This window comes from Reyranella sp. (assembly GCF_044224635.1).
Taxonomy (GTDB): domain Bacteria; phylum Pseudomonadota; class Alphaproteobacteria; order Reyranellales; family Reyranellaceae; genus Reyranella.
In genome coordinates, this window is sequence record NZ_JBGAKA010000002.1 from 1 (window position 1) to 24,035 (window position 24,035).

19 protein-coding genes are annotated in these 24,035 nt (G+C 68.0%); 13 read left to right on the plus strand and 6 right to left on the minus strand.

All coding sequences use genetic code 11. From position 1 onward, the window contains the following. Window positions 1-601 precede the first annotated feature (601 nt). Complete coding sequence (locus ACILR9_RS01825) at window positions 602-1,204, minus strand: TetR/AcrR family transcriptional regulator (protein ID WP_395708179.1); 603 nt, start codon at window positions 1,202-1,204, stop codon at window positions 602-604. A 236-nt stretch (window positions 1,205-1,440) separates the two neighbouring features. Here ACILR9_RS01825 and ACILR9_RS01830 point away from each other — a divergent pair, with 236 nt between their 5' ends. The 3 genes from ACILR9_RS01830 to ACILR9_RS01840 are packed head-to-tail and all read left to right on the plus strand — an operon-like array spanning window position 1,441 to window position 4,787. Then, a complete protein-coding gene (locus ACILR9_RS01830; protein ID WP_395708180.1) occupies window positions 1,441-3,219 on the plus strand; it encodes an AMP-binding protein in 1,779 nt (592 codons plus the stop codon). Beyond that, entirely contained in the window at window positions 3,209-4,357 is a 1,149-nt protein-coding gene (locus ACILR9_RS01835; RefSeq protein WP_395708181.1) for a thiolase family protein, read from the plus strand. The genes ACILR9_RS01830 and ACILR9_RS01835 overlap by 11 nt, the downstream gene beginning before the upstream one ends. A gap of 10 nt (window positions 4,358-4,367) precedes the next feature. Further along, window positions 4,368-4,787, plus strand: coding sequence for a Zn-ribbon domain-containing OB-fold protein (locus ACILR9_RS01840; protein ID WP_395708182.1), 420 nt, complete (start codon window positions 4,368-4,370; stop codon window positions 4,785-4,787). 50 nt (window positions 4,788-4,837) lie between these two features. On the opposite strand, the gene ACILR9_RS01845 is transcribed toward ACILR9_RS01840, so the two are convergent. Together ACILR9_RS01845 and ACILR9_RS01850 are read right to left on the minus strand one after the other, a co-directional pair. Beyond that, window positions 4,838-6,058, minus strand: coding sequence for an MFS transporter (locus tag ACILR9_RS01845; RefSeq protein WP_395708183.1), 1,221 nt, complete (start codon window positions 6,056-6,058; stop codon window positions 4,838-4,840). 207 nt (window positions 6,059-6,265) lie between these two features. Continuing rightward, entirely contained in the window at window positions 6,266-8,497 is a 2,232-nt protein-coding gene (locus tag ACILR9_RS01850; RefSeq protein WP_395708184.1) for an arylsulfatase, read from the minus strand. Between the two features lie 88 nt (window positions 8,498-8,585). Here ACILR9_RS01850 and ACILR9_RS01855 point away from each other — a divergent pair, with 88 nt between their 5' ends. The 8 genes from ACILR9_RS01855 (at window position 8,586) to ACILR9_RS01890 (ending at window position 15,142) form a co-directional block, all read left to right on the plus strand. Continuing rightward, window positions 8,586-9,350: an alpha/beta fold hydrolase gene (locus tag ACILR9_RS01855; protein ID WP_395708185.1), complete on the plus strand. Its 765-nt coding sequence runs from the start codon at window positions 8,586-8,588 to the stop codon at window positions 9,348-9,350. 209 nt (window positions 9,351-9,559) lie between these two features. Beyond that, on the plus strand, window positions 9,560-10,279 hold the full coding sequence (locus tag ACILR9_RS01860) for a DNA-3-methyladenine glycosylase I (RefSeq protein ID WP_395708186.1): 720 nt from the start codon (window positions 9,560-9,562) through the stop codon (window positions 10,277-10,279). Next, entirely contained in the window at window positions 10,276-11,010 is a 735-nt protein-coding gene (locus tag ACILR9_RS01865) for an aspartate/glutamate racemase family protein (RefSeq protein WP_395708187.1), read from the plus strand. The genes ACILR9_RS01860 and ACILR9_RS01865 overlap by 4 nt, the downstream gene beginning before the upstream one ends. A gap of 244 nt (window positions 11,011-11,254) precedes the next feature. Further along, window positions 11,255-12,097, plus strand: a complete 843-nt coding sequence (locus tag ACILR9_RS01870; RefSeq protein WP_395708188.1) for a fumarylacetoacetate hydrolase family protein — start codon at window positions 11,255-11,257, stop codon at window positions 12,095-12,097. A 4-nt stretch (window positions 12,098-12,101) separates the two neighbouring features. Next, the gene (locus ACILR9_RS01875) at window positions 12,102-13,379 is read left to right on the plus strand and encodes an MFS transporter (RefSeq protein WP_395708189.1); all 1,278 of its coding nucleotides are present in this window, start codon (window positions 12,102-12,104) and stop codon (window positions 13,377-13,379) included. Further along, on the plus strand, window positions 13,367-14,212 hold the full coding sequence (locus tag ACILR9_RS01880) for a nitroreductase family protein (protein WP_395708190.1): 846 nt from the start codon (window positions 13,367-13,369) through the stop codon (window positions 14,210-14,212). Before ACILR9_RS01875 ends, ACILR9_RS01880 begins: the two co-directional genes overlap by 13 nt. A 153-nt stretch (window positions 14,213-14,365) precedes the next feature. Then, window positions 14,366-14,857 carry a Spy/CpxP family protein refolding chaperone gene (locus ACILR9_RS01885; protein WP_395708191.1) on the plus strand — a complete coding sequence of 164 codons (492 nt, stop codon included), beginning with the start codon at window positions 14,366-14,368 and terminating at the stop codon, window positions 14,855-14,857. 12 nt (window positions 14,858-14,869) lie between these two features. After that, window positions 14,870-15,142 carry a hypothetical protein gene (locus ACILR9_RS01890; protein WP_395708192.1) on the plus strand — a complete coding sequence of 91 codons (273 nt, stop codon included), beginning with the start codon at window positions 14,870-14,872 and terminating at the stop codon, window positions 15,140-15,142. A gap of 205 nt (window positions 15,143-15,347) precedes the next feature. On the opposite strand, the gene ACILR9_RS01895 is transcribed toward ACILR9_RS01890, so the two are convergent. From ACILR9_RS01895 to ACILR9_RS01905, 3 genes are all read right to left on the minus strand, one after another. Then, entirely contained in the window at window positions 15,348-15,800 is a 453-nt protein-coding gene (locus tag ACILR9_RS01895; RefSeq protein ID WP_395708193.1) for a potassium channel family protein, read from the minus strand. Next, entirely contained in the window at window positions 15,797-16,927 is a 1,131-nt protein-coding gene (locus ACILR9_RS01900; RefSeq protein WP_395708194.1) for a zinc-binding dehydrogenase, read from the minus strand. The genes ACILR9_RS01895 and ACILR9_RS01900 overlap by 4 nt, the downstream gene beginning before the upstream one ends. Window positions 16,928-16,997: 70 nt before the next feature. Continuing rightward, window positions 16,998-17,741, minus strand: coding sequence for an SDR family NAD(P)-dependent oxidoreductase (locus tag ACILR9_RS01905; protein ID WP_395708195.1), 744 nt, complete (start codon window positions 17,739-17,741; stop codon window positions 16,998-17,000). Window positions 17,742-17,903: 162 nt separating this feature from the next. Here ACILR9_RS01905 and ACILR9_RS01910 point away from each other — a divergent pair, with 162 nt between their 5' ends. Next, a complete protein-coding gene (locus ACILR9_RS01910) occupies window positions 17,904-21,275 on the plus strand; it encodes a DUF2126 domain-containing protein (RefSeq protein ID WP_395708196.1) in 3,372 nt (1,123 codons plus the stop codon). A gap of 231 nt (window positions 21,276-21,506) precedes the next feature. After that, window positions 21,507-24,023, plus strand: a complete 2,517-nt coding sequence (locus ACILR9_RS01915; protein ID WP_395708197.1) for a circularly permuted type 2 ATP-grasp protein — start codon at window positions 21,507-21,509, stop codon at window positions 24,021-24,023. Window positions 24,024-24,035: the final 12 nt, after the last annotated feature.

The following is a 24,035-nucleotide window of genomic DNA, read 5'->3' on the forward strand; positions in this document are numbered from 1 at the left end:
GCGATCTTCAATGCCCAGCAATACTTCCAGTCGGCGCGCATCGTCGTCGGCATGCTGGCGATCGGCATCGTCTGGCTGATCATGGACCGCTTCCTGCTGCGGCCCATCGAGCTGCGCACGACGATGCGCTGGGGCCTGATTCGGGACGGCCTCGACAAGAGCTAAAGCGCGACGGATAGTGCACGGACGCACGGTCGAAACAGACCAGGACCAGGTTGCGAGAGTTTCATCAACTGCCATCCTCTCGCTGGTTCACGGCAAATCGAGAATGCTTGATGTCGCGATCGACGTACTGAGGCAGATGTCCCGGTAGCCCCATCGGAATGATCGCTCATGGAATGACGGACACTGGGACAATGTCCCGTTCTATTCGCCGCGGAGGAGACGATACGCGCGATTCTGTTGAGACGGAACGTCTCAGCCGCGAACCGTCGCTCGACATGGCAAGGGCCGGCGCGCTGCACATCGCCCACCCAATCCAACAGGCTGATTGTGCGCTCCAGCAAGGAGATTGGTGTTGGGGCGAACTGACCGGGCAGCCGGCGGTTCGCCAAGCGCGATTCCGAGCCGAACGGAGATGCAGCCTGTCAGGCAGCCAAGGTCACTCGGCTTTCGTGTGGGCCCGAATGCATCGTTCAGTCTGAACGGGATTCAGCAGAATTGAAAGGCCGCTGCCGATATACTCCCTCAATGTCATGCGCGGGAGACGCCAGGCGGACAGCGCCCAGCCCTGTATCAGCAACAGGATCTGATATGTGAGCATCCGCGCCTCGACGCGGTGAAACAGACCCGCCTTCACGCAGGCGACGATCCTGTCCTCGATCAGCTTCGTCGTCGCCATGTCCTTGTCGAGGATCTGCCTGCGTTGCCGAGGCGAAAGCACGTGGAACTCGCGATATCCGATCAGCCAGGCCTGACGCCTTTCGTCGACCACCCGGGCAAAGGCGTGAACCGCCGCGGTGAACTGCTCGAACGGATCGCTCTTGCCCGATACCGCGACAGGGACCTCGCGCCCGTAGGCATCCAGCACGTCGTTCATCGAGGCGATCAACAGATCTTCCTTGTCGTGAAAATAATCGTAGATCTGGCCGACGCTCATCTTCGCCGTGTCGGCGATGCTCTGCATGGTCGTGGCGCGGTAGCCATCATTGGCGAACCGTTCGATCGCCGCCTTGCATATCCGGCTGCGCCGCGCCTCGATCATCGCATCCGTGCGCCTGGGCCGGCCCCGCGAGGGCGCGTCCGACCGGGTAGAAGGCTTGGTTGGTCGCTTCACGCGTCGAAGGCTCCCGTAGAAACTGGCACGACAAGGTAGGCGGCGCAGAGCCGTCCTATCAAGTTCGTGCTGGCGGTTATGCAGATTGGTCTTGACGTCGAAATTAAAATGAACTTTTGTTCATTTTAATGACATGCCCGTGCAAGGCATGGACTGGGAGGGACATGACATTGACGACCGCTCGGCCCGTGGCTTACGGCGTCGGTGCCCTTGGCATGTCCGGAGCGCTCATCGACGAGGGCGTCGTGTTCCCGCGTGACGTGATCGCGGGCTACGCATCGTCCGGCCTCTGGTGCCAACGCGACATCTTCAGCATCCTCGAGGACGTTGCGGGGCAAACCCCGGACAAGCCTCTGATCGTCGATCGATTTGGCAGCCTGAGCTATGCCTCGGCTCTGCAGCAAAGCGAATTGATCGCGCGCAATCTCGCGGCGCTGGGCGTACGGCCGGGCGATCGCATGGCCGTGCAGCTGCCGAACTGGCGGCACTTCCCGCTGCTGGAGTATGCGGCGGCACGGCTCGGCGCCATCATGGTGCCATTGCCGCCGATCTATCGTCAGCGCGAGCTGCGGCTGATGCTGGGGCTCGCCGCACCGGTTGTCGCGGTCTGCGCCGAGATCTTCCGGGGCTTCGATCATGCCGCCATGTTTCGTGAGCTGCAGCAGGAGGTTCCGGTCATCAGGCACCTGATCGTGGCGGGTGACTCGACTCCGGCAGGCGCGCTCCCCTTCGATCGGTTGCTGGCTCCTTGCGATGCCGATCTGCCGCCGTTGCCGGATCCGAATGCGATCACCGAGATCGCCTTCACCTCCGGCACCACGGGCGAGCCGAAGGGAGTGATGCACACCGCCAATACACTGCTCAGCACGCTGACTGGTCTCGCCGACGACCAGAAGCTCGGCGCCGACACCGTCATCCTGATGGCATCGACCTTCGGGCATCAGACCGGCTTTGCCTTCGGCGGCCAGCTGCCGGTGCTGCTCGGCGGCACCGTCGTGCTCATGGAACGATGGGAAGCCAAGGACGGGATCGCGCTCATCGATCGGGAGAAGGTGACGTGGATGATGGGGGCCACGCCTTTCCTGCAGGATGTCACGGAGGCCGTGGAGGCCGGCGCTGGCCACTGCAGCAGCCTCGAGGTCTTTCTCTGCTCGGGCGCGCCGGTCCCGCGGCCGCTGCTCGCGAAGGCAAACACCGTGTTGCGCGCCAAGGTCGTCTCCGGCTGGGGCATGACCGAGGTGGGCCTCGCTACATTGACGCGGATCGACGATCGCCCGGAACGGATCGTCGGATCCGACGGCCGCCCGTTGCCCGGCATGGAGATTCGCGTCGTGGACGCGGAAGACCAGCCCCTGCCCTGCGCCGTGGAGGGCGAGCTGCAATGTCGCGGTCCATCGGTGTTCGCCGGCTACTGGCAGCGGCCGGAGCTGACGGCAGCCAGCTTTGCCGCGGGAAGCACGCCGTCAGAAAGCGGCTGGCTGCGCACCGGGGACCGCGCGCAACGCGACGTCGATGGCTACATCCGGATCACCGGCCGAAGCAAGGACATCATCGTCCGCGGCGGCGAGAACATTCCGGTCGTCGAGGTCGAGGATCTGCTGCACAAGCATCCGGACGTGCTTCGGGTGGCGATCGTCGCCGTCCCCGATCCTCGCTTCCAGGAGCGTGCCTGCGCCGTGATCGTCCCCCGGGAGGGCGCTGCCTTCGATATCTCGAAGATGCGTGCCTATCTCGAGTCGGTGCGCCTGGCGCGGCAGTACTTTCCGGAACATCTGGTCGTGCTGGCCGATCTGCCCATGACCCCGAGCGGCAAGGTGCAGAAGTTCCTGCTGCGCAAGACGGTCCTCGAGATCATCGGGCTTGCCGATGTCACGTTTCCCCAGACCATGAGCGTCGCCACGGTGCGCCAATCGAATTGTGAAAGCCGGCCGAATGAAGAATGATATCGCGATCGTGGGTGTCGGACAGACTAAGCCGGTGCGCCGCAGCGATCGCGACTTGCGGGCGCTCGTCACGGAAGCGGTTCAGCTCGCGCTCGAGGATGCCGGTATCGAGCCGCACGAAGTCGACGGTGTCATCAGCGATGGCGTGATCATGCCGGCGACCGTGCCACGCGAGTATGTTGCCGCTCAATTCGGCATGACGCGCCGTTTCGATGGCGGCATGTCCTACGGCGGCGCCGGCTCGGTCTGCGCGCCCTTGCTTGCCCGCCTGGCCCTCGACGCCGGGCTGGCCGATGTCGTCGTGTACTATTTCGGCGTGGATTGGGGCAGCCGCGACAGCGGGCCCTACGGCTTTCACCACATCTACCCTGCGAAGATGGCGTTCGAGAAGCCGGTCGGCTTCAACGGCCAACCGTCCTACTTCGCCCTCTGGGCACGACGCTACATGCACGAGTATGGCCTGACGGAAGCCGATCTCGCCGCGATCGCCACGAACCAGCGCGCCAACGCCATCCGCAATGGCCGTGCCCAGCTGCAGAAGCCGCTGAGCATCGCCGACTACCGGGCCTCGCGCATGATCTCCGATCCGCTGCGCGCCGCCGATTGCTGCGTGATCACCGATGGCGCAGCAGCGCTCGTCATGACGCGCCTCGATCGTGCGCGGGACTGCCGCAAGCGACCTGTCCGCGTGCTCGGCTGCGGCTTTGCCAGCGAAGCCATGAGCGCAGACGATGTCTTCACTCAGAAGCCGCAGCAGCTGACCATTCCGGGCGCCCGCGAAGCCTGTGACCGGGCGCTGGGCGAGGCCGGCATCGGTCTCGACGCCGTGAGCTTCGCCGAGATCTACGATTGCTTCACCATCTCCTGCCTGATGCAGATCGAGGATCTGGGATTCTGCAGGAAGGGAGAGGCCGGCGCCTTCATCCGCGAGAAGGGCATCGGCATCGACGGTGCGCTGCCGGTGAACACGCATGGCGGGCTGCTCGCCCATTCCTATCTGCTCGGGGCGGAGCACGTCGTCGAGGCGGTCCGCCAGGTGCGCGGCGAAGCCGGTGCGGCGCAGGTGACAAATGCGGAGGTCGGGCTGGTGGCCGGGCTTTCCGTGCCCGACTACGGTGTCTTGTTGCTTGGGCGGTAAGGGTACGACAATGGCGATTGGCCACAGAGCCGAGTTCGAGGGTCATTTCGACCACCTGTCCGCCGGTGCGCTGGCATTCCCGGTCTGCCGGGATTGCGCGAAGATGCATTGGTATCCAATGACGCTTTGCCCGCATTGCCAAAGCAGCCGGCTTTCGTGGCGGCCGGTGCGGGGCGTTGGCGAAATCTGGAGCTGGACGATCGTGCGGCATGCCTTCGATCAGAGCCAAGCCGGCAAGCTTCCCTATGTGGTCGCGCTGGTCTGCTTCGCGGACGCTCCGGGCATCCGGCTCGTTGCCAACATCGAGGGGGTAGCCGAAGCAGATCTGCGAATCGGCCTGCCGGTCCGCCTCATGCCTCCTGCCGACGGCCAGCCATTGACCCGGCCGGTCTTCGGTCCGTTGCGCGCGGGTCAAGCCTCGTTGGCCTGAGTCGCTGCCGGTGCGACGACGACGAGCTGCCCCCTTGGTTGGGACAACGCTCAGCGCAGAGCGAGCACGCGGCGGCGCTGGATGAGGTAGAGCATGCCCAGCAGCATCAGATTGAGCAGGTTGAAGCCGAGCGCGGCCTGGAACGCGGCGCGATAGGACAGCGTGGCGTCGAAGATCACGCCACCCAGCCAGCCACCGACCGCCATGCCGGCCATGGCGAACAGCATGACGATGCCGAGCCGCCAGCCGGCCAGCGTAGGCCCATAGAGCTTGCGCAGGATCAGGGCGTAGCCCTGGACGATGGCGATGTACGGGATGCCGTGGATCACCGACACCGTGTAGAGGCTGAACAGCCCGTTCACGGCCAGGAAGCCCGACAGGGATACCACCTGGATCAGCGAGCAGAGCAGGCTCACCGTGATCGGGCTGATGTAGTCGGCGAGCCGGCCGAAGGCGAAGGTCGAGGCGACGGCGGTCAGCAGGATCAGCGCCACCGCCTCCGAGCCGCGCGCGGGGGCGAAGCCGAGATCGCCGCAGAACGCCACCATGTGCACGAACGGCACGGCCATCGCCGTGCAGCAGCAGAAGCCGGCAGCCGACAAGAGCGCCATCAGGGCGGAGGACGGCATCGGCAACGCCGAATGATCCTCGCGCGCCTTGTGGCCGCGGCGCACCAGCGGCGAGGGCCGGATATAGAGGGCAAACAGGAACATCAGGCTGCCCGAGACGGCGCCGTAGATCACCAGCGACTGGCGCCAGCCGACATCGGGCAGCAGCCAGGCATAGACTTGCGGCCAGATGAATCCGGAGAGCGCCGGACCGACCGAGATCAGCGACACGGCGAGGCTGCGCCGGCGGTCGAACCAGCCCTGGATGTTGTTCATCGCCGGCGTGAAGGTGGCCGAGTTGCCGAGGAAGCCCAGCGGCAGCATGTAGCCGACGTAGAGCGCCAGCTCGCCGCCGCTGGTCGCGATCCAGCCGCCGGCGAAGATCGACACGCCGGCGATCAGCAGCGGCACGCGCGGGCTGGTGCGGTCGGCCAGCCAGCCCATCATCACGCCGCCGAAGCCCATGGCGATGAAGCCCAGCATATAGGCGAGCGACGGCACCGAGCGGCGGTCGCCGAACTCGGCGGCGATCTCCTTCAACCCGACCACCGGCAGGTAGATCGAGCCGCCGCCCAGCACGATGCACAGCACCGACACGACGGCGAGCCGCCAGGCATAGGCGCTGTCGACGCCGTAGCGATCACGAACGACTGACCCGACCATTACGCGGACCCGACCATTAATCACCACTCATCGCCGGAAACGCGCCCTCATTCTCCTCCCCAGCTTCGCTGGGGAGGTGTCCGCGTCTTCGCGGACGGAGGGGTCATAGGCCACAGTCCCGCTGCTCATGACCCCTCCGTCGCCGTAAGACGGCGACACCTCCCCAGCGAAGCTGGGGAGGAGAATGAGAACGCGCCCTCAGCATGCTCACTCCCTCCCCAGAACCGCGGCGGCGGCCTTCTCGGCGTCGATCTCCTGGTCGTCGTCCATCAGCACGGTGACCTTGCGCAACGTGCCGGTGAAGGCGAACGGCGCCTCGTAGTGCGACACCGGGCTGTTGCGGTCGCGGCCGATGTCGAGGCCGGACCACGAGATGAAGCTCACGAAGCCGTGCTGGGTGTCGAAGCCGCCGACCGCCTCGCCGTCGATCAGCAGGGTGGCGACGTTGCGTCCCTGGTTGCGCCGCATGCGCACGCCGAGCCGCCGGTTGCCGGCCGCCACCGGCCGGTCCGACGTGATCAGGTGATGCTCGCCGCCGATGTTCATGTCGTAGCAGAGCCTGCCTTCCTTGACGTAGAGCGAGTAGCCGCCAGTCATGTCGCCGTGGGCGATCAGCACGCCCGCGGTGGCCGGCCCGTCGATCCGCGCGTCGGCCTCGATCGTGTAGGTGCGGTTGCGCACGTCGGGCGCCACGTCGGTCGGCACATGGCCCATCCCGGCATGGAACACGAAGCGGTTGCGCGGCCCGTGGAAGCGCTTGGCGTTGTCGGCGAAGCGCGGCGCGAAGCGGTCGTCGAGCGGCAGCACCTTGCAACGCTCGGCCTGGCGCCACCACTCCGCGATCATCTTCTCGAGTCGCCCGGGCTCGCGCCCGACCAGGTCATCGACCTCGTTGAAGTCGCGATCGAGGTGGTAGAGCTCCCACTTGTCGCCGTCGAACGGCGCGCCCGGCGGATGGAACGACACCGCCTTCCAGCCGCCCTGCACCAGGCCGCGATGGCCGAACATCTCGAAATACTGCGGCTTGCTCTTGGAGCGTGCCCTGGGATTGGCGAGGGAGGCAGCGAAGCTGGTGCCCTCGATCGGCATCTGCTTGACGCCATTGATCATGCGCGGCGGCTTGACACCGACCACGTCGAGCAGGGTCGGCACGAGATCGCTGGCATGGCAGAACTGGCCGCGCAGCTCGCCGCGGGCGGCGATGCCCTTGCTCCACGCCATCACCAGCGGATCGCGGATGCCGCCGCCATGAGTGTTCTGCTTGTAGCGCCGCAGCGGCGTGTTGGCCGCCATCGCCCAGCCCAGCGGAAAGTTGGAATGGGTATCCGGCCCGCCGATATCGTCGATGCGGGCGATCTTCTCTTCCATCGGCTCGCGCCGCAGGTTGTACGGCCCCATGGCGTTGATCATGCCGAACGGCCCGCCCTCCTGGCTGGCGCCGTTGTCCGACAGGATGATGACCAGGGTGTCGTCGAGCTGGCCTGCGCGCTCGAGGAAGCCCAGCAGGCGGGCGATGTGCTGGTCGGCATGGTCGAGCATCGCCGCATAGGCCGCCTGCAGGCGAGTGAACAGACGCTTCTCGCCGTCGGCGCACTCGGCCCACGCCCGCACCATGTCGTTGCGCGGCGGCAGGCGGGTGTTCTTGGGCACGATGCCGAGCTCGACCTGGCGCGCCAGCCGGCGCTCACGCTCGGCGTCCCAGCCGTCGGCGAACACCGCGTCGTACTTGGCGATCAGGTCGGCCGGCGCCTGGTGCGGCGCGTGGCAGGCGCCGAGCGCCAGCCAGGTCAGCCACGGCGTCGCTTCATTGTCGGCGACGTGATCGGCGAGGTAGCGGATCGCCTGGTCGACCAGGTCGGCAGTCAGGTGATAGCCCGTGGCGAAAGTGCCGGGCGGATCGACCGGCGTGTTGTCGCGCACCAGCTCGGGCGCGTACTGGTCGGTCTCGGCATCCATGAAGCCGTAGTAGCGGTCGAAGCCGCGGCCGAGCGGCCAGCCGTCGAACGGACCGGTGGCGCCCGACTCGGTGAGCGGCGTCACGTGCCACTTGCCCAGCATGTAGTTGCGATAGCCGTGCGGGCGCAGCATCTCGGCGATGGTGCCGGCCTCGCGCGCGATCTTGCCGCGATAGCCGGGATAGCCCGAATCGAAATTGGCCAGGCAGCCGACGCCGACCGAATGGTGGTTGCGGCCGGTCAGAAGGGCGGCGCGCGTGGTCGAGCACATCGCCGTGGTGTGGAAAGCGCTGTAGCGCAGGCCGCGGCCGGCGACGGCGTCGATCGCCGGCGTGGCGATCGGCGAGCCGTAGCAGCCGAAATCCGAGAAGCCGACGTCATCGAACAGGATGACCAGGATGTTGGGCGCCCCGGACGGCCGTTTCGGCGCCGCCGGCCAATGCGGCTGCGAGTCCGCGACCGTGCGGCCGATCTTGTGTGTCATGCGCGTCCCTTCTCCCGAGTCAGACTTGTCCAGCACCCGGTCCGCGCAATCAACTTGTGACGCCTCATGGCTCGGGCTAGGGAAAGTTATGGCTCAATTCACCTCCGACGGCCTAGCCCTCGCCTATGACGAATTCGGCCCTGCCGATGCCCGCAAGGCGATGGTGCTGGTGCATGGCTTCTCGTCCAACCGCTACGAGAACTGGAAGCGCATGGGTTGGTACGACGCCATCGTTGCTAAGGGCCTGCGCGGCTTCGCGCTGGACTGCCGCGGTCACGGCGAGAGCGCCAAGCCGCACGATCCGGCGCTCTACGACCGTGCGGCAATGGCGCACGACGTGTTCAACCTGCTCGACCATGCCGGCGTCGAGCGCGCCCACCTGCTGGGCTTCTCGATGGGCGCGCACATCGCTCTCACCGCCGCGCTCATGGACGGCGGCCGCATCGACCACCTGGTGGTGGCGGGCGTCGGCGGCCGGATCTTCGACCCGCCGCGCGAGCCCGGCGCCATGGCAAAAGCCATGGAGGCGGCCTCGCCCGACGAGATCAGCGATCCGATGCTCAAGAGCTTCCGCCACTTCGCCGACGAACAGAAGGAGGACCGGCTGGCGCTGGCCGCCTGCTCGCGTGGCGGTCGCACGGAACTGACGCGCGACGCCCTGATGGCAATCCGCCGCCCGACCCTGGTGATCGCCGGCGCGCGCGACCAGCTCGCCGGCCCGCCGCAGGGCCTGGCCGACGCCATCACCGGCGCCAAGGCGGTGACGATCCCGGGTTGCGATCATTTCTCGATGATCGCGCACGGCCTGTTCAAGGCGAGCGTGTTCGATTTCTTCGACGGCTGGCTCGAGTGAGGGCCAGCACGACCGACACAGGGCTTTCGCATATGTCATTTCCTCCGTCATCCCGAGCAGAGCCGCCCGGAGGGCGGCGCAGTCGAGGGACCCTTCTTTGTCGACAGCAAGAAAGGTCCCTCCACTACGCCGCGCTACGCTCGGCTTCGGTCGGGATGACGAGGTTTATTGTCAGATGCGAACGCCCTACCGACTGACGGAGGGCTGCAATGGCCAAGGTCTCGTTCAAGAGCATCCGCGAGCGCGCGGCCAAGCGCAAAGGCGGCGACAAGATGCTGGCGAGCCTGATGCCCAAGAAGCCCGACAACAAGGCGCTGGCCAAGCTCGGCGACGATCGCGTGCTGTCGGAGATGGCCTGCCGGGTCTTCTCCGCGGGCTTCGTGTGGAACGTGATCGACCAGAAATGGCCGGGCTTCGAGGAGGCGTTCCTCGCGTTCAACCCCAGGCGCCTGCTGTTCCAGCCGGCCGAGTTCTGGGAGAAGCTCGCCTCCGACAAGCGCATCGTGCGCAACCCGCAGAAGATCAGGTCGGTGCGCGAGAATGCCAGGTTCGTGATGGAGATCGCCCAGGAGCATGGCAGCTTCGGCAAGTTCCTCGCCGACTGGCCGGCCGACGACCAGGCCGGGCTGCTCGAGGTGCTGGCCAAGCGCGGCTCACGGCTGGGCGGCTATAGCGGCCAGTACCTGCTGCGCTTCCTCGGCTGGGACGCTTTCGTGCTGTCGGGCGACGTGCTGCTCTGCCTGCGCGATTCCGGCGTTCCGCTTTCCGCCACCGGCACCAGCAAGAAGGATCTCAAGGCGGCGCAGACCCAGATGGTCGCCTGGGCCAAGGAGGCGAATCTGCCGGTCACCCATGTCTCGCGCATCTGCGCCCTGTCGATCGGCGAGAACCACGATGTCGCGCGGCTGAAGGAAGTCATGCAACTATGACCAACCTCCTGCTGATCAACCCCAACACGACGCGCTCGATCACCAACCTTGTCCTTAAAGTCGCGCGGAGCTTCGCCGGCAAGGGCACGCGGCTGCGCGCCGTCACCGGCGCCTTCGGGCCGCGCTACATCGCCTCGCGCGTCGGCTACGCGATCGCCGGCCACGCCGCGGTCGACGCCTATGCCGGCGACCGCGGCGCCAAGGACGCCGTCGTGCTGGCCTGCTTCGGCGATCCCGGCCTCGCCGCTTTGCGGGAGATCGCATCCGTGCCGGTGGTCGGCATGGCCGACGCCTCGGTGCTGCAGGCCTGCGCGCTCGGCGATCGCTTCTCGATCGTCACCGGCGGCGAGCGCTGGAAAGAGATGCTGGAGGAGTTCGTCGCCCAGCGCGGCCTCGCGAGCCGGCTCGCCTCGGTGCGCACCGTGGCGCCGACCGGCGCCGACATCGCCCGCGATCCCAAGGCAGCCCTGCAGCTGCTGGCCGACGGCTGCAACGCCTGCGCCCACGAGGACGGCGCCGACGTCGTCATCCTGGGTGGCGCCGGCCTGGCAGGCCTCGCGACCCGGCTGAAGCCCATGGTCGAGGCGCCCCTGCTCGACGGCGTCGCCTGCGCGATTGCGCAGGCCGAAGGCTTGGCGCAGCAGCACCTCGCCGGGCTCGGCAACCCGCCCGCACCGGTCGAGAGCATCAGGCTGTCGAAGGCGCTGACACGGCTGCTGGCGCGGAAGTGACCTCCTCAGCCTCGACCATCCCCTCATCCTGAGGAGCCGCGCCTAACGCGGCGTCTCGAAGGATGGGCCACAAGCAAGGTTTCGTTGCCGATCCTTCGAGACGCGCCCTTCGGGCGCTCCTCAGGATGAGGTCATTGGGCTGCCCTGATGACGGGGCCCGAGCGCACCGAGGGATCCTTCATCACCTGCCGTCATCACGACGATTTCGCTTTACTCGACAGGCCCTTGGATCGAGGGTCGTGCCATGCGGTTGATCAGTTTTCGCCATGCGGGCGCAGCCAAGATTGGCGCGGTCGTCGAGGGCGGTATTGTCGATTTGTCGGCGCGGACATCGGCGCGCTGGCCCAGCCTGCGCATGGCAATCGCGGGCAAGGCGCTGGGCGAGCTGGCAGCGGCACTCAAGGGCGCCTCGGCCGACCTGTCGTTCGACGACGTCGAGCTGCAACCGGTGATCCCCGATCCCGACAAGATCCTCTGCGTCGGCCTCAACTATGCGAGCCATGTCGGCGAGGTCGGCCGCCAGTTGCCGACCGTGCCCAGCGTCTTCTCGCGCCTGCACAACACGCTGGTGGCGCATGGCGGCGACATCGTGCGGCCGCGCGCCTCGATCGATTTCGACTTCGAGGGCGAGCTCGCCGTGATCATCGGCGAGCGCTGCCGCCACGTGTCGCGCGCCAGCGCGCTGTCGGTGATCGCCGGCTACACCTGCTTTCTCGACGGCAGCGTGCGCGACTTCCAGAAGCACTCGGTGACCGCCGGCAAGAACTTTCCGGCGACCGGCCCGCTCGGGCCGTGGCTCGTCACCTCGGACGTCGTCAGCGACCCGCAGCGGCTCGAGCTCACCACGCGCCTCAACGGCACCGTCGTGCAGCACGACACCACCGACCACATGATCTTCGACGTCGCCACCATCATCGAGTACCTGTCGACCGTGACCTGGCTGGAGCCGGGCGACGTCATCGCCACCGGCACGCCCGACGGCGTCGGGCTGGGCCGCAAGCCGCCGCTCTGGATGAAGGCTGGCGACAAGGTCGAGGTCGAGATCTCCGGCATCGGAAAGTTGAACGTCAATGTTGTCGATGAGTGAATAGATGTCGTCGACAAGTGAACCGATCGGCCTTGCGGCCGAGAGTGATCCGGCAACCGCGAAGAAATGGCACGATGCCAAGGTGATCGCCCTGGTGGCGATCGCCCATTTCACCAGTCACGTCCACATCATGCTGCTGCCGCCGATCTTCGGCCAGGTGAAGGACGCGTTCGGCGTGAGCTACATCGAGGTCGGCCTGGCTCTCACCGCGTTCAACGTCGCCTCGGCGCTGCTGCAGACCCCGGCCGGCTTCCTGGTCGACCGCATCGGCCCGCGCCTGATGCTGACCGGCGGGCTGGTGCTCGGCGCCGTCGCCATTGCCGCCGCCGCGGTGCTGCCGGGCTACTGGCTGTTCGTCATCGCCTATGGCCTGCTCGGTCTCGCCAACACGGTCTACCATCCGGCCGACTACGCCATCCTCTCGGCCACCATCGATTCGAAGAAGATCGGCAAGGCGTTCTCGATCCACACCTTCGCCGGCTACCTCGGCTCGGGTGTGACGCCGGCGATGGTGCTGGCCTGCGCCGCGCTGTGGGACTGGCATGGCGCCTTCCTGTTCGCCGCCGGCCTCTCCTTCGCGGTGGCGCTGCTTATCATGGTCGCCGGCAGCGTGCTGCCGCGAACCATTGACAGGCCGAGGGCCGCGGCACCGGGACCGGCACTTGGGTCGGTCGAGCACGACACCAAGGTCGGCCTCGAGCTGCTGCTCTCCGCGCCGATCCTGCGCAACCTGCTGTTCTTCTTCTGTCTCGCCATGGCCAATGGGGGCATCCAGACCTTCAGTGTCGTCGGCCTCGGCGCGATCCACGGCACGCCGGGCTCGGTCGCCAACGTCGGACTGTCCGGCTTCCTGCTGTTCAGCGCCGCGGGCGTGCTGCTGGGCGGCATCATCGCCGATCGCACGCCGCACCACGAGCGCGTGGCGGCGATAGGCTTCGCCTGCACATCGACCATGGCCATCCTGATGGCGTGGGTGAACATGCCGGCCGTCGTGCTGATCACCGTGATGTCGGTCGGCGGCTTGCTGAACGGCATCATTCAGCCGTCGCGCGACATGATGGTGCGCGCCGTCACCCCGATCGGCTCGTTCGGCAAGGTGTTCGGCTTCGTCTCGACCGGCTTCAACCTCGGCGGCATGACCTCGCCGCTGCTCTATGGCTGGCTGATGGACCGACACGAGCCGCGCGCCATCTTCATGATCGTCGTCGGCTTCATCCTCCTCGCGCTGGTGACCGCGATCACCCGCGCCAAACCGCAGGCCAAGGCAGCATGGACTCACTGACCACCCCCGTGCCCGACATCTCCCGCAGCGAGGCGCTGCGTCGCCGCTATGGTTCGATCCTGCCGGCTGCCGATGGGCCGTGGAACGAGACCATCGCCGGCCTGCTCGACCATCGCTCGGTGCGCGGCTTCCTGCCCGACGCCGTGCCGGCCGGCACGCTCGAGACCCTGATCGCCGCCGCGCAGTCGGCCGCCACCAGCTCCAACATGCAGCTGTGGTCGGCCATCACGATCGACGATCCGGCGACGCGCAAGGAGCTGGCCACGCTCGCCGGCAACCAGAAGCACATCGAGGATTGCCCGCTCTATCTCTGCTGGATCGCCGACCTGTCGCGCAACCAGCGCCTCAGCGAAGCCGAGCAGGTCGACTTCGAATCGCTGCCCTGGCTTGAGACCTTCATGGTGGCCTGCATCGATGCAGCGCTGGCCGCGCAGAACGCCGTGGTCGCCGCCAACTCGCTCGGCCTGCGCACCGTCTATATCGGCGCCATGCGCAACGATCCGGCGAGGGTCGCCGAGCTGCTCGGCCTGCCGCCGAAATCGTTCGTCGTGTTCGGCCTGTGCGTCGGCTACGCCGACCCTGCGGCCAAGCACGAGGTCAAGCCGCGCCTGCCGCAATCGACGGTGCTGCATCGCGAGCGCTACGACGCCACGCCGGAGACCCGCGATCGTGCCGCCTACGATGCCGAGCTGGAGAACTTTTCGGCGCGCAACGAGATGGCCGCCACGACCTGGACGAAGCGCATGCTCAATCGCATGGGCCCGATCGCCTCGATGAACGGCCGCGAGCGCCTTCGCGCCACCCTGGCGAGGCTGGGATTCGACATCCGCTGAGGCCGTCATTGCGGCTGTGAGCGGGGCGTGGTCGTTGCCGGGCTGATGGCCGCAGCGCCAGCAACCGTTCGGGAATCGCTCCGTTCCATGGGGACGGCGGGCAGGTGCCTTTGGAGGGCCTGTCCACCATCATCCGTGAAAGGGGACAGACGAATGGCTCATTTCCGCCTCATTACGCCGCTTGCGCGTACGATTGCGATCGCCTCGCTGGCGGGCACGGCGCTGCTCGCCGGCACGGCGGTGGCGCAGGTGTCCGACCAGAGCAAGAACAAGCCGCCGGCTGCCGAAGCGGCGACCAGCAACAAGCCCGAGACCGTGGAGCAGCGCATCGCGACGCTGAAGACGGCGCTCAAGATCACGCCCGACCAGGAAGGCAAGTGGAACGGCGTGGCCCAGGCGATGCGCGACAACGCCAGCAAGATGGAGAAGCTGGTGGCGACCAAGCGCGCCGTCCCGCCGGAAAAGACGACGGCGGTCGACGATCTGAAGACCTATCAGGAGTTCACCGAGGCCCGGCTCGACGGGCTGAAGCACCTGACCTCGGCCTTCAAGTCGCTCTACGATTCGATGACTCCCGACCAGAAGAAGAACGCCGACCAGGTGTTCGAGCGCTACGTCCCGCCGCGCCCGGCGGGCCAAGGATGAGGGAGGCACGCCATGACGAACATCGGCAAACGACTGGGTCTGGCCGCCCTCCTGGCGATGATGGCGGCCGGTGCGGCAGCGCCGGCCAGCGCGGCCTGGTGGGGTGACGGCCGCTGGCATGCCGATCCGCGATGGAACAATCCGCCACCAGACAACCGCTACTACTACGGCTACCACTACCGGCAGCCGCCGGTAGTCTACTCCACGCCGTACAATTACGGCTACTACGCGCCGCCGGTGATCTACGACAACACACCGGGCTTCTCGATCACGATCAGGCCGTAGCACGGTCTTCGGCTCCTCCCCGGCGAAAGCCGGGGAGGAGTCATTGCTGGGAGCGCGCCGCTCCTGTGGCGCTCGTAGGAGCACGGGAGTGGCGCGCTCGCAGCTATGAATCACGCGAACGCCTTCTCATAGAACACCGACCATTGCTCGGCCACCAGGAGCCGCACGTCGTCCTGCAGGGGTGCTTCCGCTGCGATGGCGAGAGTCATGAGCGATGCTCCACCTTGTCGAGCCAATCGTGCTCCAGAGCGCGCATGCGGCCAGTGACCGAGATCAGGAAGGCCGTCGACCACCCGAACAGCAACAGGCCATTGGCGCCTTCGATGGCACCGAGCAGCCGCCAGCGATGGTCGAGCACGACGTCTCCGTAGCCCAGCGTGGTGAAGCTGGCGGTCGAGAAATAGAGCGCCGCCTCGAAATCGCCGAGCGCTCCGACGGCGAGGTAGGCCACGGCATAGAGCCAGATCTCCGCCGTGAGGACGGCCACCAGCCCGAGCATGACGAACAGGATCGCCGCCCCCTGGCCGAGCCAGCTGGCGTGTGCCTGGAAGCGATGGCCGCGATTGCGCAGAACCCACAACAGGCCGAGCAGCCCGACGAAGTGAAGCGTGACGGTCAAGCCGACCATCAGCATCGCCAGAACGAGATTCGCGATCACCCGTGCGGCACCAGCACCTGGCGCACCGTGGCCACGTCCTGCAGGCGGTCGAAGCCCTCGTTCAGCTGATCGAAGTCGATGCGCTGGCTCATCATGCGGTCGACCGGCAGCTTGCCCTGCTGGTAGAGCGCGATGAAGCGCGGGATGTCGCGCACCGGCACGCAGCTGCCCATGTAGCTGCCCTTGATGGTCTTCTCCTCGCTCACCAGCGCGCTCTGCTTGAACGAGAAATCGGCGGCGATCGGCGACAGGCCGGCGGTCACCGTGGTGCCGCCCCAGCGCGTCACCAGGTACGCCGTCTCCATCGCCTTGATGGTGCCGGCGAGATCGAAGGCATAGTCGACGCCGCCATTCGTCAGGTCGCGCACCTGCTGAACGTGGTCGGCGTCCTTCGCATTCACCGTGTCGGTGGCGCCGAGCTGGCGCGCGAGGCCGAGCTTCTCGTCGCTGAGATCGATCGCGACGATGCGGCCGGCGCCGCCCAGCACCGCGCCCATCAGGCCGGAGAGGCCGACGCCACCCAGGCCGACGACCGCCACCGAGCTGCCGGGCTGGATGCGCGCGGTGTTGACCACCGCCCCGACACCGGTCACCACGGCGCAGCCGAACAGCGCCGCCACGTCGAGCGGCAGGCTGCGATCGATCACCACGACCGAGCCGCGGTCGACCACGGCGTACTCGGCGTAGCACGACACGCCGGACTGATGGTTCACCGGCTTGCCGTCGTAGTGCAGGCGATGATGGCCCGACAGCAGCTGGCCGGCGGCGCGCGGCGAGACCGAGCGCTCGCAGATGTAAGGCCGGCCTTCGAGGCAGCGCCGGCAGCGGCCGCAGCTCACGTTGAAGGTGAAGCAGACGTGATCGCCCGGCTTGACGTCGTGCACGCCGGCGCCGACCTCGACGATCTCGCCGGCGCCCTCGTGGCCCAGCACGATCGGCACCGGCCGCGGCCGATCGCCGTTCAGCAGCGACAGGTCGGAATGGCAGAGCCCGCCGCCGCCCACCTTGACCAGCACCTCGCCCTCGCCCGGCGGATCGAGATCGACCTCGAGGACATGGATCGGCTTGCTCTTGGCGAACGGCCGTGGCGCGCCGCACACCGTCAGGACACCGGCTTTCATCTTCATCAGGGTTCTCCCGGGACAGGTTTCGATGGTCGGCCCCGTGCGGTGCGCACGGCCTTTGACAAACAGCGGGCTAGGCAATTCCTCCGTCGACCCGGACCAGCGATCCGGTGGTGAAGCTCGATCGGCTCGAGGCGAGATAGAGCGCGGCGGTCACGATCTCCTCCGGCCGGCCGCTGCGCTTGAGCGCCGCCGTCGAATTGAGCTTGTGCTCCTCGCTCCACGCTTTCGAGACATCTGTCAGGAATCGGCCGGGCGAGATCGTGTTGACCCGCACCTTGGGGCCGTACTCGAAGGCAAACGCCTCGGTGAGGGCATTGAGCGCCGCCTTGGCGCCGGCATAGGGGGCGATCTGCGGCCGCGGACGCAGTGCGCCGGCGCTCGAGATGTTGATGATCGAGCCGCCCTCGCCCGCCGCCATGCGGCTGCCGATCAGCGACATCAGGCGGAACGGACCCTTGAAGTTCAGCGACACGATGCGGTCGAACAGCTGCTCGGGCGTCTCGAGCGACGACGGCGCGAGCGGCGAGGACCCGGCATTGTTGACCAGGATGTCGACCTTGCCGAAGGCGGCATAGGCCGCGTCGGCCAACCCCTCGAGCTCGTGCCAGTTGGCGACATTGCAGGCGAAGGTCGCGGCCTTGCGCCCCATCGCCCGGACTTCCGCGGCGACCTTGTCGCAGGCATCGAGCTTGCGGCTGGTGATGAAGAGGTCGGCGCCGTGGGCCGCGAAGGCCTTGGCCATCGCATAGCCCAGCCCGCGGCTGCCGCCGGTGATCAGGGCGACCTTGCCGGTGAGATCGAAGTAGTTGGTCATGGAGCCAATCCAGCACAGGCGACGCGCCTTTGAAACGGGGGATGACCGCACCTCAAAACCTCCTCCCCCGTAATCGGGGGAGGAATAGACAAGCTGTTGTGTCCCAGACACTGGCATGTCACTTGCTACGTCTATCGTGGAACGAGAATCGGGCTCGCCGGCATGAGCATACACGTCGCGCTGCATCATCGGACGACCTACGCGTACGACCGGCCGGTGTCGCTCGGGCCGCAGGTGGTGCGGCTGCGTCCGGCGCCGCATGCGCGCACATCGGTGCTGTCCTACTCGCTCGAGGTCGAGCCCAAGCCGCACTTCATCAACTGGCAGCAGGATCCGCAGGGCAATCATCTGGCGCGCCTGGTGTTCCCCGAGAGGACCGAACGCTTCGAGGTCGTGGTCGACCTGGTTGCCGACATGTCGGTGATCAACCCGTTCGACTTCTTCCTCGAGCCCGGCGCCGAGCACTGGCCGTTCGCCTACGACGCCTCGCTCGCCGAGGAGATCGCGCCGTTCCGCAAGCTCGAGCCGGCGGGCCCGTTGCTCGCCGCCTGGCTCGGCAAGGTCGATCGTACCAGGCAGCGCACCGTCGACTTCATCGTCGGCCTCAATGCGCGCCTGCAGAAGGACATCGGCTACATCGTCCGCCTCGAGCCCGGCGTGCAGACATGCGAGGAGACGCTGGCGCTGGCCAAGGGCTCGTGCCGCGACACCGGCTGGCTGCTGGCGATGATCCTGCGCCATCTGGGCTTTGCCGCGCGCTTCGCCTCGGGCTACCTGATCCAGCTCGTGGCTGACGAGAAGCCGCTCGAAGGCCCCGAGGGACCGACGCACGATTTCACCGACCTGCACGCCTGGTGCGAGGTCTACCTGCCGGGCGCCGGCTGGATCGGCCTCGATCCGACCTCGGGCCTGCTGGCCGGCGAGGGCCACATCCCGCTCGCCTGCACGCCCGAGCCGTCGAGCGCCGCGCCGATCGAGGGCGCGGTCGACGAGAGCGAGGTCACGTTCTCGCACGACATGTCGGTCAAGCGCGTGCGCGAGACGCCGCGCACCACCAAGCCCTACACCGAGGAGCAGTGGAGCGCGCTGCTGTCGGTCGGCGAGGCGGTCGAGCGCGACATCGCCGAGGGCGACCTCAAGCTCACCATGGGCGGCGAGCCGACCTTCGTGTCGATCGACGACATGGACGGCGCCGAATGGAACACGCTGGCGCTGGGGCCGGAGAAGCGCCGCCTGGCCGGCGTGCTGTTCCGCAAGCTCGCCAACCGCTTCGCAACAGGACCGCTGCTGCATTTCGGCCAGGGCAAATGGTATCCCGGCGAGCAGCTGCCGCGCTGGGCGCTCGGCTGCACCTGGCGGCGCGACGGCGAGAAGATCTGGCGCGATCCCCAGCTCTACGGGCTCGAAGCCAAGCCGACCGGCGCCACGCCCGAGATCGCCCAGCGCTTTGCGCTCGCTTTCGCCGAACGCCTGCAGATCGATCCGAGCTACCTGTTCAGCGCCTTCGAGGACACCTGGTACTATTTGTGGCGCGAGCGCCGCCTGCCCAGCAACGTCACGGTCGACGCCGCCAAGGTGAAGGACGCGATGGAGCGCGAGCGCCTCGCCCGCATCTTCGAGAAGGGCCTGGAGAGCGCCGTCGGCACCGTGCTGCCGGTGCAGCGCGAGCACAACGGACGCGGCCGCTGGCGCAGCGGCCCGTGGTTCCTGCGTTCGGAGAAGTGCTACCTGATCCCCGGCGATTCGCCGCTCGGCTACCGCCTGCCGCTCGATTCGCTGCCCTGGGCGGCGCCGGGCGATGCCGACACCATCGTCGAGCCCGATCCGATGGCGCCGCATCCCGACCTGCCGCCGCTCGACGCCTTCCGCCGTGCAGCCGTCCTGCGCCAGCAGGTGCCCGGCCTGCCCAACCGCTACGCTGATGAGATCGGGGGCGAGGCCAACGGCGACGCCCGCCGCGAGGCGTGGCGCCGCGCGCTGGCGCCCGATCTCGCGCCGCGTCCCGGCCTCGGCAGCTCGGCCAGCCACATCGTGCGCACCGCCATCGCCTTCGAGCCACGCGACGGCCATCTCTTCGTCTTCATGCCGCCGACCGAGCGCACCGAGGATTATCTCGACCTGATCACCGCGGTCGAGGACACCGCCGAGGAGCTCGGCCAGCCGGTGTTCATCGAGGGCTATCCGCCGCCGGGCAGCGATCCGCGGCTCGCCCATTTCAGCGTCACGCCCGACCCCGGTGTCATCGAGGTCAACATCCATCCCTCGGCCAGCTGGCGCGAGGTCGTCGACAAGACCGAGATCGTCTACGAGGAGGCGCGCGCGACGCGGCTGGGCGCCCAGAAGTTCATGATCGACGGCCGCCACACCGGCACCGGCGGCGGCAACCACGTCACCCTGGGCGGCCCCTCGGCCAGCGAGTCGCCGCTGCTGCGCCGGCCCGACCTGCTCAAGAGCCTGCTCGGCTACTGGCTCAATCATCCGTCGCTGTCGTACCTGTTCTCCGGCCTGTTCATTGGCCCGACCAGCCAGCATCCGCGCGTCGACGAGGCGCGCAACGACGCCCTGCACGAGCTCGAGATCGCCTTCCGCCAGATCGAGCCGGGCAAGCCGGCGCCGCCGTGGCTGGTCGATCGCCTCTTCCGCAACCTGCTGGTCGACGCCACCGGCAACACCCATCGCACCGAGTTCTGCATCGACAAGCTTTTCACGCCGGACAGCGCGGCGGGCCGGCGCGGCCTGCTCGAGATGCGCGCCTTCGAGATGCCGCCGCACTGGCGCATGAGCGTCGCCCAGCAGGCCCTGCTGCGCGGCCTGGTCGCGCGCTTCTGGGACCGCCCCTACGAGCGGCCGCTCAGCCGCTGGGGCACCCGCCTGCACGACGATTTCATGCTGCCGCACTTCGTCTGGCAGGATTTCGGCGAGGTGCTGGCCGATCTCGGCGAGGCCCGGTACGCGTTCAAGCCGGAGTGGTTCGCGCCGCATTTCGAGTTCCGCTTCCCGCATATCGGCGACATCGCCCAGCGCGGCATCGCGGTCGAGCTGCGCCATGCGCTGGAGCCGTGGCACGTGCTGGGCGAGGAGCCCGGCGGCGGCGGCACGGTGCGCTACGTCGACAGCTCGGTCGAGCGCCTGCAGGTCAAGGTCGAAGGGTTGAACGATCGCCGCCACGTCGTCGCCTGCAACGGCTGGCGCCTGCCGCTGCGCGCCACCGGCACCGCCGGCGAGTACGTCGCCGGCGTGCGCTACCGCGCCTGGCCGGCGGCCAACGCGCTGCATCCGACCATCGCCGTGCATGCGCCGCTGACGTTCGACCTCTACGACAGCTGGAGCGGCCGCTCGGTCGGCGGCTGCACCTATCACGTGGCCCATCCCGGCGGCCGCAACTACGACCGCATGCCGGTCAACGCCAATGAAGCCGAAGCCCGCCGCCGCGCCCGCTTCTTCCCGATCGGCCACTCGTCCGGCGAGACGCCGGAGCCCAGGCCGCTCGACAACCCGGAGCATCCGCTGACACTGGATCTGCGAAGGGCGTGACTTTTTTCCTCCCCAACGAAGTTGGGGAGGTGTCGCGTCATACGCGACGGAGGGGTCATGGGCAGCGGGACTGAGGCTCATGACCCCTCCGCCCCGTATGACGGGGCACCTTCCCGCGCTTCGCGCAGGGAGGGAGAATGAAAGGCGAAATCGCGCGTGGTTTCTAGCGGTAGACCCCACCGTTGGGCCATGCCAGCCTAGCGGCCCCTTCGTCATTCTCCCCACAGGTCCATGGAGTCCCTGCGCGGCCTCACTTCTTCGCCGGCGAGCGCTTACGATGAACTGGTCACCGGCCAGAAGTCGATCCGCTATCACTGGCAAGGCATCCTGAGCGTCATCCGCTCGCTGCCCGGTGGGCTCGGCGAGCGGGTCGAAAGCGCGCGCCGCCAGCTCGCGGAGTCGGGGGCGACGGTCAACCTGCTCGACGACCGCGCGGCGCCGCGCTGGAGCCTCGACCCGCTGCCCTTCGTGATCACGCCCGACGAATGGTCGATGATCGAGAGCGGGGTGATCCAGCGCGCCCGGCTGCTCGATTCCGTCCTGGCCGACCTCTACGGCCCGCAGACGCTGCTCAGGCAGCGCTTGGTCCCGCCCATGCTGGTCCACGCCAATCGGCATTTCCTGCGGCCCTGCCGGGTCGTCGATGGCGCGACGCCGGCCCACCGGCTGGGCCACTACGCCGTCGACCTGGTGCGGCTCGGCGACGGCCGCTGGCACGTCCTGGCCGACCACACCGAGCTGCCGTCCGGCATCGCCTACGCCCTCGAGATGCGCCGGGTGCTGGCGCGCAGCCTGCCCGAGGCGTTCCGCTCGATCCCGGTGCGCCATCTGCGGCCGTTCGTCGACCGCTGGCACGATTCCCTGCTGGCGCTGGCGCCGGCCGGCATCGACAAGCCCAATGTCGCCGTGCTGACGCCGGGCTCGCTGTCGGCGACCTATTTCGAGCATGTCTACCTGTCGCGCGCGCTCGGCGTGCCGCTGGTCGAGGGTGGCGACCTGGTGGCGCGCGACGGCGACGTCTCGATCAAGACCCTGGCCGGGCTGCGGCCGGTCCACATGCTGCTGCGCCGGCTCGACAGCTCGTTCGCCGACCCGCTCGAGCTGCGCGCCGACTCGGCGCTCGGCATCACCGGCCTGGTCGAGACCACGCGCAGCGGCCGCATCGCGCTCGCCAACGCGCTGGGCTCCGGCCTCGCCGAGACGCCGGCCCTGGTCCCCTTCCTCGAAAAATTGAGCGATCACCTGCTCGGCCAGAAGCTCGAGCTGCCGTCGCTCGACGTGTGGTGGCTGGGCGAGCCGGCGGCGCTGGCCTTTGCGCTCGCCAACATCGACCTGATGATCGTGCGGCCCTGCCTCGGCCAGGACCGCGAGCCGATCGTCGTCGGCATGCTCGACCCGCCCGAGCGGGCCGCGCTGCTGGCCCGCATCCGCGTCCATCCCGGCCAATTCGTCGCCCAGTACCCGGTGGCGCCTTCGCTCAGCCCGAAATGGGACGGCAACAGCCTCGCACCCGCCGCCGTCGTGCTGCGCGTCTTCGCCTGCGCGGAGGGCTCCTCCTATCGCGTGCTGCCGGGCGGCCTGGCGCGCGAGCCGAGCGGCGACACCTGCCTGCGCTCGCTCGGCCGGCTGAACGGCATCCTGAAGGACGTCTGGGTGCTGACCGAGGACAGCGCCGACATGCAGCTGCCGCCGGCCCGCCGCTTCCACCAGCTCGCGGTCGAGCGCGCCGGCGGCGCCGACCTGCAGAGCCGCGTCGCCGACAATCTGTACTGGCTCGGCCGCTACATCGAGCGGCTCGACGGCGACGCCCGCCTGCTGCGCACCACGGTCAACCGCATCGCCCAGGGCGCCGTCGGCCCGCGCGACGCGATCGAGCTGCGCCTGCTCGGCCGCCAGCTCGGCAACACCAACCTGATGCCGCAGGGCGCCGCCCTGTCGGCGCCGGAGAGCGCCGCCTTCCAGCACGGCCTCGCCACCGTCGCCGCCGAGAATCGCGGGCTGAGCACGACTCTCGACTCGATCCATCGCCTGACCAGCGCCATGCGCGACCGCTTCTCCGTCGACATGATCACCGCCGTCGGGCCGGGCATGGCCGAGCTGCGCCAGGGCCTGCTGGCGGCGCGCGGCAATCTCGATCCGCTGCTCGCCGCGCTCGACGACATCGTGCGCTTCGTCGCCGTGCTGTCCGGCCTCGCCCAGGAGAACATGACGCGCGGCACCGGCTGGCGTTTCCTCGATCTCGGCCGCCGCCTCGAGCGCGCCCAGTACGTTGCCGCCAGCGCGCTCGGCGCCTTCGCCCAGTCGCCGATCGACTGGGACGCCGCCATGCGGCTCGCCCTGGAACTGTGCGACAGCACGATCACCTACCGCACGCGCTATCTCGGCCAGCTCCAGCCGGCGCCGGTGCTCGACCTGGTGATGCTCGACGACAGCAACCCGCGCTCGCTGGTCTTTCAGCTGCGCGCGATCGAGCAGCATCTCGAGTATCTCGGCCACGCCTCGGGCGTCCATGTGCCGCCGCTGCCGCAGACCTTCGTCGAGGATATCGAAGGCGCCGTGCGGCAATTCGCCGGCGACGAGCGGGCATGGCGCCACGAGGGACTGGCGCTCGCCATGCTGCGCGACATCGCCGCCGAGGCCGAGCGCCGCCTGGAGAAGCTCTCGGAGGCGATCACGCGCGCGTATTTCAGCCACGTCGCCGCGGCCCAGACTGTCGGCTCGTCGGCCATCGGCTCGCCGACGGCGTGACGGAAGCCCGCG